This window comes from Mucilaginibacter sp. (genome assembly GCF_965225845.1).
Classification (GTDB): Bacteria; Bacteroidota; Bacteroidia; order Sphingobacteriales; family Sphingobacteriaceae; genus Mucilaginibacter.
Genome location: NZ_CBDDBL010000001.1, coordinates 568,745 through 580,574 on the forward strand (window position 1 = coordinate 568,745; position 11,830 = coordinate 580,574).

At 39.4% G+C, this 11,830-nt stretch carries 9 protein-coding genes; 5 read left to right on the forward strand and 4 right to left on the reverse strand.

Features of this window, described 5'->3' with window-relative positions; all coding sequences use genetic code 11:
* The first annotated feature begins 72 nt into the window (after positions 1–72).
* From ACYZ0U_RS02690 to ACYZ0U_RS02700, 3 genes are read left to right on the forward strand one after another with little or no spacing between them, the layout of a single operon-like run.
* Complete coding sequence (locus tag ACYZ0U_RS02690; RefSeq protein ID WP_461449538.1) at positions 73–915, forward strand: DUF2911 domain-containing protein; 843 nt, start codon at positions 73–75, stop codon at positions 913–915.
* Positions 916–949: 34 nt separating this feature from the next.
* Positions 950–1,765, forward strand: coding sequence for a helix-turn-helix domain-containing protein (locus ACYZ0U_RS02695; protein WP_461449540.1), 816 nt, complete (start codon positions 950–952; stop codon positions 1,763–1,765).
* Positions 1,766–1,809: 44 nt separating this feature from the next.
* A complete protein-coding gene (locus tag ACYZ0U_RS02700) occupies positions 1,810–2,964 on the forward strand; it encodes an FAD-dependent oxidoreductase (protein ID WP_461449542.1) in 1,155 nt (384 codons plus the stop codon).
* Positions 2,965–3,002: 38 nt separating this feature from the next.
* On the opposite strand, the gene ACYZ0U_RS02705 is transcribed toward ACYZ0U_RS02700, so the two are convergent.
* From ACYZ0U_RS02705 to ACYZ0U_RS02715, 3 genes are all read right to left on the reverse strand, one after another.
* Positions 3,003–4,127: an FAD-dependent monooxygenase gene (locus tag ACYZ0U_RS02705; protein WP_461449544.1), complete on the reverse strand. Its 1,125-nt coding sequence runs from the start codon at positions 4,125–4,127 to the stop codon at positions 3,003–3,005.
* Between the two features lie 80 nt (positions 4,128–4,207).
* The gene (locus ACYZ0U_RS02710; RefSeq protein ID WP_461449546.1) at positions 4,208–5,086 is read right to left on the reverse strand and encodes an AraC family transcriptional regulator; all 879 of its coding nucleotides are present in this window, start codon (positions 5,084–5,086) and stop codon (positions 4,208–4,210) included.
* A 70-nt stretch (positions 5,087–5,156) separates the two neighbouring features.
* Positions 5,157–6,254 carry a glycoside hydrolase family 76 protein gene (locus tag ACYZ0U_RS02715; RefSeq protein ID WP_461449548.1) on the reverse strand — a complete coding sequence of 366 codons (1,098 nt, stop codon included), beginning with the start codon at positions 6,252–6,254 and terminating at the stop codon, positions 5,157–5,159.
* Between the two features lie 76 nt (positions 6,255–6,330).
* On the opposite strand from ACYZ0U_RS02715, the gene pepE reads away from it, so the two are divergent.
* Complete coding sequence (pepE, locus tag ACYZ0U_RS02720) at positions 6,331–7,032, forward strand: dipeptidase PepE (RefSeq protein WP_461449550.1); 702 nt, start codon at positions 6,331–6,333, stop codon at positions 7,030–7,032.
* A gap of 352 nt (positions 7,033–7,384) precedes the next feature.
* On the opposite strand, the gene ACYZ0U_RS02725 is transcribed toward pepE, so the two are convergent.
* On the reverse strand, positions 7,385–10,183 hold the full coding sequence (locus ACYZ0U_RS02725; protein WP_461449552.1) for a hybrid sensor histidine kinase/response regulator transcription factor: 2,799 nt from the start codon (positions 10,181–10,183) through the stop codon (positions 7,385–7,387).
* Positions 10,184–10,497: 314 nt separating this feature from the next.
* On the opposite strand from ACYZ0U_RS02725, the gene ACYZ0U_RS02730 reads away from it, so the two are divergent.
* On the forward strand, positions 10,498–11,829 hold the full coding sequence (locus ACYZ0U_RS02730; protein ID WP_461449555.1) for a sugar porter family MFS transporter: 1,332 nt from the start codon (positions 10,498–10,500) through the stop codon (positions 11,827–11,829).
* The last annotated feature ends 1 nt before the right edge of the window (position 11,830 follow it).

The following is an 11,830-nucleotide window of genomic DNA, read 5'->3' on the forward strand; positions in this document are numbered from 1 at the left end:
AATAATTTTGCCTTTGTCATATGCGTTGATATACTTAAATTAGTAAACCATTTAATTATTAAAGCCTCCGCAATGAAAAAAAACTTACTGCTGCTTTTTACCATAGCATGCCTGCTTTGTAACCTTAATAGCTTTGCCCAAATAACACCCGCGCCAAGCTCAACCCAAACTATTATACAGGATTTTGGCCTGGGGAAAATTACCCTAACCTACTCCCGCCCCAATGTAAAAGGACGGAAGATATTTGGTTATACCGAACCTTATAACACGGTTTGGCGCACCGGCGCTAATGCCGCTACTACGATCACTTTTACTGATGACGTAATGCTGGAAGGGCATAAAGTTGTTGCCGGTACGTATGGATTATTCAGCATCCCCGGTGAAAGTGAGTGGACCATTATCCTAAGTAAAAATGCTAAGCAGTGGGGCGCTTACAGTTATAACGCGGCTGATGATTATCTGCGTTTCACGATAAAACCCATCAAAATAGATGAAACTGTAGAAACCTTTACCATGCAGTTTACCAATGTATTCCCGACCAGCGCCGACCTGAACCTTTTGTGGGAGCATACCGCGCTTATGATGCACCTGACTATTGATATCGACGCGAAAGTAATGGCTCGTATTGACTCTGCCATGCAAACCGCTAAAAAGCCTTATTATGATGCCATTATTTATTACTGGAACAATAATAAAGACATGACCAAAGCTTTACCATGGGCACAGGCATTGCAAACAGCGCCGGGTTTCCCACCAATGGTAGTTAAATTATGGCTTGCAAGAACCGAATTACGTGTTGGCGACAAAGCGGCCGCTATAAAGGCAGCGCAAGAAGGTATAGCTGCCGCACAAACAGAAAAAAGCACAGAATATATCCGCTTAAATACTGAGGTGCTGACGGATGCGAAAAAGTAAACTATGAGGTATAGAAGTAGTAGTGGTCATTGAAATGCAACACCAGGAATTTACACCTCCTGAAGCACTGAGTGATGTAATACAGTGTTTTTGGTATAACACAAGTGATACAGGGGAAGAAGAATCAAGTTTTGAGGTTGTGCCTGATTGTTACGCTGAAATTATTTTTTATTTTGGATCACTTCGGCGCATGGTTGATGGAAGTTTGCAACACATATCATCTCCGTTTATGATGGGTTTGCTCAACCAGCCGGCAGTTTTTTTTACAAAAAACAGGTTGCAGATTATTGGCATCAGGTGTTTCCCATGGACGGTATTCGATTTACTGGGATTGCAGCCGGGGAACGACGGGGTGCGCACATTTGAACATCCGATAGCGCAGCTGCAATCCATACTGCATGATTTGATTGAGGCGGGTAACATTGATAAAGCGATAGCTGAATTAAAGCAATATTTTCTGGCAGCACGGTCCGGCATGGCTACCGATAGTATGGTCTCCAAAGCAGGTATCGCCATGCGACAAACCAACGGCAATATGCCGGTAAGCCATATAGCGGCGGCTGCCCATGCAACAATCCGTACTTTGGAACGGAACTTTAAGCAGTCATCCGGGCATACCGTGAAAGACGTATCCGGCCTGATTCGTTTTGAGCAGGCAAGAAGCCAAATATGGCTTGATCCCAAATGCAACATTACCCGTTTAGCTCATGAACTCGGCTATAGTGATCAATCTCACTTAAGCAGGGAATTTAAACGATATAGCGGAACAACCCCGGCGGCATTCGCGCGAAAAGCGAGTATTGGCAAACAGGCTGCTGGAAGTGATTTTGTCGCATTTGTACAAGAATGATGGAATAGCATTCCGCAATTTTGTATTTCGATAAAGGAATACAAATGCTGATAAAAAATAAACAGATCGCCATTATTGGAGGCGGCCCCGGCGGGTTAACCCTTGCAAGGCTTTTACAATTAAAAGGAGCGAATGTAAAAGTATATGAGCGGGATCTTAATAAAGATGCCCGCGTGCAGGGGGCCCCGCTTGATATGCATGAGAGTTCAGGATTTATAGCGGTACGTGAAGCTAACCTGTTGACCGAATTTTATGCGAATGTTCGCAAGGGTGCCGATAAGAAGATCATCGTAAATGAGCGCGCCGAAATATTTTTCAGCGATCATAAAGCCCGGGCGGGAGGTTTTGAAAGTATCCGACCGGAAATAGACCGCGGCGCTTTAAGAAAAATATTTTTAGACTCTTTGCAAACGGAAACTGTTGTATGGGACAGCCAATTTGTTTCTATGGAAAAGCAAAATGATGGATGGCTGTTGTTTTTTAAAAACGGTTCATCTGCTTATGCGGACCTGGCAATTGCAGCTGATGGCGCCAATTCCAGGATCAGACCATATATCACTAATATAAAATCATTCTATTCGGGCATTACCATGGTTGAAATCAATATCTATGACGCAAAAAAGGCAACACCTCGTATTCATAAACTATTGAATGGAGGCAAAGTTATGGCATTCGGAAACGGAAGATGCTTGCTGGGCGGGCAAAAAGGCAATGGAGACCTTGGCTTTTATGCCAGTTTTAAACCCTATGAAAACTGGGCAACAAATAGCGGACTCGATTTTTCTGATAAAGCACAACTGCTGGAATGGTTTAAAAAAGAGTATAGCGAATGGAGCAGTGTTTGGTATGAACTGTTTGAGCATACATCAATACCTGTAATTCCGAGGCCAATTTATTGCATGCCTTTAGATCAAACCTGGAAATCATTACCAAATGTTACCATGATTGGTGATGCCGCCCACGTTATGCCGCCCTTTGCCGGTGAAGGCGCTAATATGGCTATGCTTGATGCTCGGGAATTAAGTAAACATTTAACATCTGATAAATTTAATACCATTCATGAAACTATTGCTTTTTATGAAGCAGATATGCGTCAAAGAGGCGCAGCGGCTGCAAAACAATCGCTTGAAAATGGTGAACGGATGCATTCACAAGGCGCGTTAGAGAAAATGCTGGCCGTTTTTGGTGTAAATAATTGATCCGCAGGGTTTCATTTTGGTGCCCTGCGGAGATAAAACTAAAAAGAATTTGCATGTTCGTTTCTTTGGCGAATAGCTTCTTCTGTCCGGGGAATAAAATTCTCTTTGATATTTAACTTAGCTTTGGCCTGAACTTCATCAATAAATGGCCGCAGGTTTTTGTTATAATCCTGAAATGCACGGGTGTAATCCCAATTGTGTTTTTCTAAAAGCTCAGCTAATGCTCCTGCGCCAATTACAGACAATGACCCACCCATGCCAGCCGCCGGAGAAGCGCAATATCCTGCATCGCCCACCAATGCTACCCGGCCTTTAGTCCACGATGGCATTTTTATCTGGCAAAATTTATCAAAGTAAAAATTAGATGCTTGTTCCGCTTCTTTAAGCAATTCGGCTGTTCTCCAGCCTTGCCCGGTAAATTGGTCTGTAATAATTTTTCTTTGGTGGTCAATGTCTTTATAGTTATAAGGGAACTCTTTTTCTGAGAAGAAACAAAAAATTATATCTGTTTTATTGTTGTATGCATTTATCATTACAGCCTTATCAGGTTCATTATACATTTGCATGGTTTTTTGAGCCACCAATAGTTTGTTTACAATTGTGATAGAAAAATAGGCTTCAAGAAAATGTGCGTATTCGGCCTCTTCACCAAACCAGATTTTTCTTACACCTGAATGCAAACCATCGCAACCAAATACCAACTCGAATGCCTGCTTAGGGCTGTTTTTGAAAGTAACTTCTATATTGTCTGTTGTCTCATTTAATGCAATAATGCTGTCGTTAAAAATAAATTCAACATCATCTTTTAAGGCATCGTATAAAATGCGGATGAACTTATCCCTTTCGATTTCAATATCATTATTTGGATGGCCGTCTTCTTCGCTCCCCATCTTTATTGAACCTGCGGTACTGTCATCGGCATTTTTAAATTCTACCTGTTCCACCTGTAAGCCGTGCGATTTTAGTTGTTCATAAATCCCCATATTCTTGATAAAGCCTATCGCGCTTTCACGCAGATCAATAGCTGCTCCGGAAACCCGTGGCTCGTTTGCAAGTTCAACTATAGTTACCCGGTAGCCTAATTTATTCATGCAATAAGCGGTTGAAAGCCCGGCTATACTGGCACCGGAAACGAGCATTTTTTTATTTTTAAATGGTTCCATCTTTTATTAAAGTTGAATTACGATGCAAAGGAACGCAGTGTAACAGCGATAAAAAATGGCAATACACCGTAAGTATTGGACTAACCGAGGTTTTTATTTCGAAAAGCCAAAGCGCTCATACCTGTAACTTTGGTAAACAGGCGCGAAAAATAGGGATAATCGTCATAGCCCAATACCATGGCAATTTCTTTTACAGACTTATCAGAATAATAAAGCAAACGTTTTGCCTCTAAAATAACACGCTGCTTTATGTGATAGGAGACAGGATATCCGGTTGTGTTTTTAACGCACTCGTTAAGGTAAGGTGTAGATATATTTAGTGCCCGGGCGTATTCCACAGGGCCTTTAAGTTTGTTATAATTACGCTCCAACATTTCCCTGAATGATTTGGTTACAACTTCAAATCGTGAAAGCTTATCTGTTGGTTTGGCTAATGCTAAATATTGCGAAGTTACTAATGCGACTAACGCATTGCAGCTATCTTTTAGCAGGGAGTGATATAATTTATCACTTTTTCGTTCCGAAAACTTTAAACAAAGAGACACCGTTTCAAGCATAATGGAAAACGTTTCTGTTGGCAATGTTAAAGGCTTTGCGGGAGTAATACCTTCTAGTAATTTCAGGTATTCCGGATTCAGGTTTTCATTGGTAATGGCTAGGCTGCTCACTACAAAGTTTTCAGATAGCACGGTACTGTGTACCTGGTCGGGATGAACGTAAATTATAGCGGGCGCGATTATGGTATGTTTTTGAAAATCTATTTCAATAAAAACAGTTCCGCTCTCTAACAGGAAAAAGGAGTGGCTATCATGCCGGTGCGCGGAGTCGGCTTCTTCGAAAGCGTTTGGATTCAGGTTATCGGTACTAAACATATCTTTAATAACCAATCTTTCAATAGAGATTCCGTCGCCGGACTCATTCGCCATGTAAATAACAGGAATAGACTTTGTTTTACGCATCGTTAAAATCGCTATGTAAAGATATTTTTGATTATATAATCCTGCGGCCTGGTATATCGTCTGCAAAATTTCAATTTGCCAAGCTTTGTTTTATCTTTATCTCCTGTAATCGCGAATAAATCTCTATCATGGCAGCCTGGTCAATTAAGCTTTTGGCTGGTTTAGTGCCAACCATATTATTTGTATCGCGTTCAGTGTTCCATATTGCTTCTGCATCTTTTTGAAAGAAGTCTATCCAGGCGTTGTTGTGATCTATATTATACAGTGCCTGGTAGCCACGAAGCATAACAGCATTAAACCAATAACCTGTTGGGAGACGCCCGTTTTTAAAAAAGTGTTTGCGGCCTGCTTTGGCTATACGTTTAGCTTCGGTTAAATATTTTTTGTCTTTAGTTATCTCAAAAAGTAAAACATTAGCTTGCAGCATGGTGCCTGTATTGTAGGTGTATTCTTCCTTGCCAATCTTTTTGTCGGCTAAATTTATATTGTCATAATACAAGCCATCAGGCGCTTGCAGGGTTTTATTGGTCCATTTATATACTGATAATGCAGTGATGAAGTATTTGGGTTTATGCGTTATATTATATAATTGAAGCAGCACCAGGATGCCGGGACCGTTTGAACAAGTATTTTTACTGGTCTTTTTTCCTTCGTTCCAATAAAAACCGCCGCCGGCAACGGTATCCAAACCGCCAAGCATAAAATGATATATTACCTCTGACCTTTGCAGGTTCTCTTTTTTATGATTGCGTTGAAAAGCATCCAAATAAGCTATCGCTATCCATTGATTATCATCATAATACCGGTCTGCTTTTTTTTCCCTGGTTACATAAGACTGGTAACCCGACATTGGCGGCCTGATAGTATAATATCGATTAATAGCAGCGATCACCGGTTGCATATAATTTTGGGGAGTATCGATCACCTCCATTTCATTTGCGGCTTGTATGTAAGCGCACAAAGGCCACAGGTACGAGTGTTTGTTATCATTTTTAGCAGTATCCGTAGTCTCATAATATAAGCCGGTTGATTGATCTGTAAGGCGAGTGTTGATCGCATTGTTTAATGAATGTATGCGTGCTTTATAATCTGGTGACTGGGCCGTTGTATTAGCAACAATAGAAAGGAACGGCAACATATACCATACGATATTAAATTGATTTTTCATGAATTGTTGTTATAGCTAACAAATATATAGCACTGTAATATACGATGGAAAAATATAATGTTGTTAAATTCGGGACATGAAAAACATCGTGCTTGCCAGTACATCTGCTTTGTTTGGGGAAGAATACCTGGCTTATTTAAAACCTGTTATTGCTGATCTGTTTAGTAATATTGATGAAATTATTTTTATCCCATTTGCACGGCCGAACGGCATCTCTCATCATGATTACACTAAAAAAGTTGTGGATACTTTTTCTGTTTTGGGCATTCGAGTAAGCGGACTACATACTTTCGCTGATCCCGCGAGCGCAATTAGAGAAGCAAAAGGGTTTTTTACCGGTGGTGGCAATACCTTCCTTTTAGTAAAAACTTTACATAAGCAGCATTTAATGAATGTACTGAAAGATGCTGTTGAACAAGGCGCGCCATATCTGGGTACAAGCGCAGGCAGCAACATAGGCGGATTAACCATGCATACCACAAATGATATGCCTATTGTGCTGCCACCAAGTTTAACTACAATGGGGCTGGTACCGTTTAACCTTAACCCGCATTATCTTGATCCAGATCCTGATTCAAAACATAATGGAGAAACAAGAGAAACGCGCATTAATGAATTTCACACCCAAAGTTCAACTCCGGTGATTGGTTTGCGCGAGGGAAGCTGGATACGCGTAAAAGGCGAAACAATAACTTCCGAAGGCTTATTTAACTCGCGGATATTTGAGCAAGGTAAAAAAGCCTATGAAGTTGAACCGGGTACGTTGTTGCGATTTTAATACCAAATACCATTTTGTTTTGCCCAGGTTTTAAATAAGTTAGCCATGCAGTTTCAGAAGTGCCCCGGTTTACCCATCCTCAACCGTGGACGCCTGTAGGCAAGATATGAAATTTAGTAGGTATACCACATTGTTGTAAAACGGTATTCCAGATTTGACTATTGACATGTTTATATGGGGGCGTCTTTGGCCTGGGATAAAAATGTTAATGGCGTATAAGCGTTCCGCACTGAATTATTTTGGATGAATTAAATACTATGCGCTTTAAATTTAATCCGCATATTTCATATACATAAATCATTTCATTTGTTTTAAAAAAACCTATGGTTTCAAGTGCCTGATCATGGATTCGTTAAACTTTATTACGTTTAAATTCGCTTGGTGTACAGCCATATTTAGCTTTAAATACGGTTGCGAAATAATTAGGATTAGAAAATCCGATTTTATAGGTGATTTCTGCTATGGTTAAATCTTCATTATTCAACAAGTATTTGGCTTTCTTTAAGCGTCGGCTTAAAATATAATCAGTTATATTACAGCCCATTAAAGCTTTTACTTTTCGATAAAGCTGTATTCTCGATATTCCAATTATTTTACATATATCCTCTACACTAAATTTGTCGTTTGATAAGTTTTGTTCCACAATCCCGGCAAAATCATTCAGGAACTTTTTATCAATATTTTTAGCACCCGGCATTTTTTCTGATGGACTTACATCACTGGTAAAATGCTCCTTAAGTATTGCGCGGTTGTTGATGAGATTATGAATATTCGCTAATAAAAAATCGAAATTAAACGGCTTCGTGATATACATGTCCGCTTTTGTTTCTATTCCTGAGATTTGATGCTCTACACTTCCCTGGGCAGTTAGTAATATAATTGGAATGTGTGAAGTTCGTAAATCAGATTTTAATTTAACAGATAATTCTTTTCCTGATAAACCAGGAAGTACAACATCTGACAATATAAGGTCAGGAACCCTTTCATAAGCTTTGATGAGCGCATTATTGCCATTGTTTGCGGCAAAAATTTCAAAATAAACTCCCAGCTTTTCCATCAAATAATGTAAAAGGTCAGGATTATCCTCTACGATTAATATAGAAAATTCTTTTGGGGAACTAAATATATCGCTTTCATGTACCTGGACTAAATTATCCAGATCAGCAAGGTAAATATCTGAACGTTCAGCCATATCTGGCCATTCATTTTTACACAAAAATTTTTCTGCGCCTTTTAGATGATCATCACCCATTGGTAATGAGACTGTAAAGGTAGTACCGGCCCATTTTTTACTTTTCACTTTAATAAGCCCATGATGAAAGTCGACGATTTCTTTAGATAGTGACAGTCCGATGCCCGATCCTGTAATAGGAGCATGGTCAGCCTGGTAAAATTGATTAAATATAAGAGAGCTCTCTTCTTCGGACATGCCAGTGCCATTATCTGATATCTCGATGTGAACGAAGTTATCGCTGCCTACATATATATTAATTTTGATCTTGCCATCTTCAGAAGTAAATTTGAATGCATTGGATATAATGTTAAAAAAAACCTTATCTAACATATTCACATCAAACCATAGCATGATTTCCTTTTGTGTAGAGGATAGTTCTAGTTTTATATGCGCACGTTCAGCCATGAGCTGAAAACTGTCCAGAACGTCTTTAACAAATTCAACAATATTATTATTCGAAGCTTTTAGGGATTGCTTATCAAATTCTATCTTTCTAAAATCAATTAGCTGGTTTACCAATTTTAACAAGCGGTAAGCATTTTGCCGGATCATTTTGAAATTTTTTCCGGCGAGTGCGGTCAGTTTTTCATTCGCCAGCAAATCATCTATGGGCCCGAGCATTAGTGTAAGCGGGGTACGGAATTCGTGCGAAACGTTTGTAAAGAAGTTAAATCTCGCTTCCGTGGCAGATTCAGCCCGGACAGACATTTCTATTAGCTGATTACGTTGAAGCAGGATCTCATCATTCTTCAACTCCAGGCTTTTATTTATTTTGCGGTTTTCCATTAACCAGTAAAATGCCAGTCCACCAAAAACCACTGCCAGTACAAGTGTTATAACCAGGATATTTAACACAACTTGCTGATTCTTATAAATTTCCTCTTGTTCTTGCAATAAGGCCTCTTGTTTTATGATGTCATTTTGCTGGCTGTTGATTTTGCTCCATTGCAACTCCATGAGGTGTACATTAGTAGAATCTATCACTAACGATTGTAAAATATTGTCTCTTCCAAATGGTTCTTTATTCAATATTTGAAAAGCAGTTACTATCGCTTCTTTACCGCCGGTAGGGTATAGTAGCGTAGCATTAATAACCTTTTCGTCTACCAATTTTATCCCGCCGCCACTGCCGGGTAAGGCATCTACTCCAATTACCTTTATGTGTTTTGATAAATTCAGATTATTTAAAATATCTCGAGTTCCGGCAGCCATAACATCATTGTGCGCAAATATGGCATCAACTGTAGATAACTGTTCTTTAACTTTGGATAATGCAGATTCTGCATTACTTTTCAGCCAGTCACCATATATTTTATTGCTTAAATGTACATTGGGAAATTTTTTAATCGCATCGCTGAATCCACGGTCTCGCTCAATTGCAGGCGATGATCCGGGTAAACCCATCACCTCCATCACATTAAATGGCCCTTTAGTCATCGATCCTATATATTCCCCGGCCATTCGCCCTATCGCATAATTATCAGCGCCTACATAGGCGGTATATAATGAAGATGCCGTTTTGCGATCGATCACAATTACAGGAATTCCTTTTTCATAGGCGCTTTCCACTACAGGAGTTAATGGCTGTGCTTCATTAGGTGATATGATTAACAGGTCAATCCCCTCTTCCAACATCTTAGATACTTGTTGAACCTGAGTTTGGCTGTTTCCATGCGCATCTGAATAAACAAAATTCACACCCGGATGAAGCGATAACTCTGTTTTCATTTCATCAAGCATTGTTCTTCTCCACAAATCAGACCCAACACATTGTGAAAAACCGATAGTATAAGTTGTTTTATTATGTGCTCTATTGCAGCTGCTTAAAGCTAAAAGGGAAATAAACAGGCATAACACCCCGAAAAAATAAAATATCGCAAAACATTGCTTTTGCTTTTTTATCAAAAAAAACGCCATGAATAAATGGATTTAAAAAATTGGTTTTACTGGCCTATAACCTAAAGTTAAAATAAAGTAATCAATTGCGCAAAATTGATAAAAGTTACCACAAGCCTAAAAGAATAATTAATGTAACGAGACGAAAGATTTGGTGTAACATTTTTGAACATTCAGGAGTTTTTTGATTGTACATAATTTGAAAACAATTGATATTCAGTATGTTATAAACTGTTATTTTTTTTGAGAATTTTGAAAGAAATTTATTGACGCCATCCCTTTTTACTGCCCTACATTGCGATCAGTAAAACCAATTATAATTATTACACTTTTTTATGAGCAAAAATTCTGTCATGGCCTGGTCCATGGTTGTTGCCCTTGGTGGCTTTTTGTTTGGCTTTGATACGGCGGTAATTTCCGGCGCAGAAAAATCCATTCAACAGTTCTGGAACCTTTCCGTATTTGCACACGGACTTACCATTTCTATTGCATTAGTTGGTACAGTGATCGGATCATTATTAGGCTCGCGCCCATCCGATTACTTTGGCCGAAAGAACACGCTTTATTTTGTAGCAGCAGCCTATCTGATCGCATCATTAGGAACAGCCCTTGCTGATAATTGGTATATTTTCATGGTCTTCCGCTTTTTAGGGGGCTTGGGTGTAGGTGCTTCTTCAGTTACTGCACCTATTTACATTTCTGAAGTCTCACCGGCAGATAAAAGAGGAAGACTTGTTGGGTTATTCCAATTTAATGTGGTATTAGGCATTTTGATCTCTTACTTATCTAATTATTTGATCAGTCAGCTAGGCGATACCTCATGGCGGTTAATGTTGGGCGTACAGGCAATTCCTGCTCTTGTATTTCTTATCCTGATAAGATTTATTCCGGAAAGCCCACGCTGGCTCATCCTTAAAAAAGGGCAATTCGAAAAGGCACTGGCTATTCTTAAAGTAATCAATCCGCTTAATTGTGACGAGGAGTTGATTTCAATAAAAAACTCCAAATTAGATAGTTCCGCCAATAGGAATAACGATAACTTATTTTCAGGCCAATATAACAGACCTATAATACTGGCTGTTTTATTCGCCTTTTTTAACCAGGTATCTGGTATAAATGCAATCATCTATTATGCACCCCGCGTATTCGAGATGGCTGGGCTAGGTGCACAATCCTCACTATTATCCACGGTTGGGATTGGAATGGTGAACTTTGCCTTTACTTTTTTAGGGATATACATTATTGATAAGGTTGGCAGGCGATTACTTATGATCGTCGGGTCTTTTGGCTTGATTGCATCTCTTTTTGCAGTTGCGTATACTTTTTATTCAGGGCATTTTGATGGTTTCGTTATACCATTTTACATGATGATATTCATCGCCTTTTTTGCTTTTTCGCAGGGGGCGGTCATATGGGTATTTATTTCGGAAATATTCCCTACGCAGGTTCGTGCCAAGGGGCAAACGTTAGGTAGCTCAACCCACTGGATAATGGCTGCGATAATTGCTTTTTCATTTCCATACCTGGCTGAAAAACTTGGCGGGGCGGTCACATTTTCCTTTTTCGGATCGATGATGGTGCTTCAGTTAATTTTTGTATGGCGATGGATGCCGGAAACTAAGGGTAAATCATTGGAGCAGATAGAAACCAATATTGTATTACACTAAT

Coding starts and splice junctions, on each gene's coding strand:
- ACYZ0U_RS02705 (WP_461449544.1), bottom strand. CDS start 4,127: ATGGAACCATTTAAAAATAAAAAAATGCTCGTTTCCGGTGCCAGTATA.
- ACYZ0U_RS02695 (WP_461449540.1), top strand. CDS start 950: ATGCAACACCAGGAATTTACACCTCCTGAAGCACTGAGTGATGTAATA.
- ACYZ0U_RS02710 (WP_461449546.1), bottom strand. CDS start 5,086: ATGCGTAAAACAAAGTCTATTCCTGTTATTTACATGGCGAATGAGTCC.
- ACYZ0U_RS02725 (WP_461449552.1), bottom strand. CDS start 10,183: ATGGCGTTTTTTTTGATAAAAAAGCAAAAGCAATGTTTTGCGATATTT.
- ACYZ0U_RS02690 (WP_461449538.1), top strand. CDS start 73: ATGAAAAAAAACTTACTGCTGCTTTTTACCATAGCATGCCTGCTTTGT.
- ACYZ0U_RS02715 (WP_461449548.1), bottom strand. CDS start 6,254: ATGAAAAATCAATTTAATATCGTATGGTATATGTTGCCGTTCCTTTCT.
- ACYZ0U_RS02730 (WP_461449555.1), top strand. CDS start 10,498: ATGAGCAAAAATTCTGTCATGGCCTGGTCCATGGTTGTTGCCCTTGGT.
- ACYZ0U_RS02700 (WP_461449542.1), top strand. CDS start 1,810: ATGCTGATAAAAAATAAACAGATCGCCATTATTGGAGGCGGCCCCGGC.
- pepE (WP_461449550.1), top strand. CDS start 6,331: ATGAAAAACATCGTGCTTGCCAGTACATCTGCTTTGTTTGGGGAAGAA.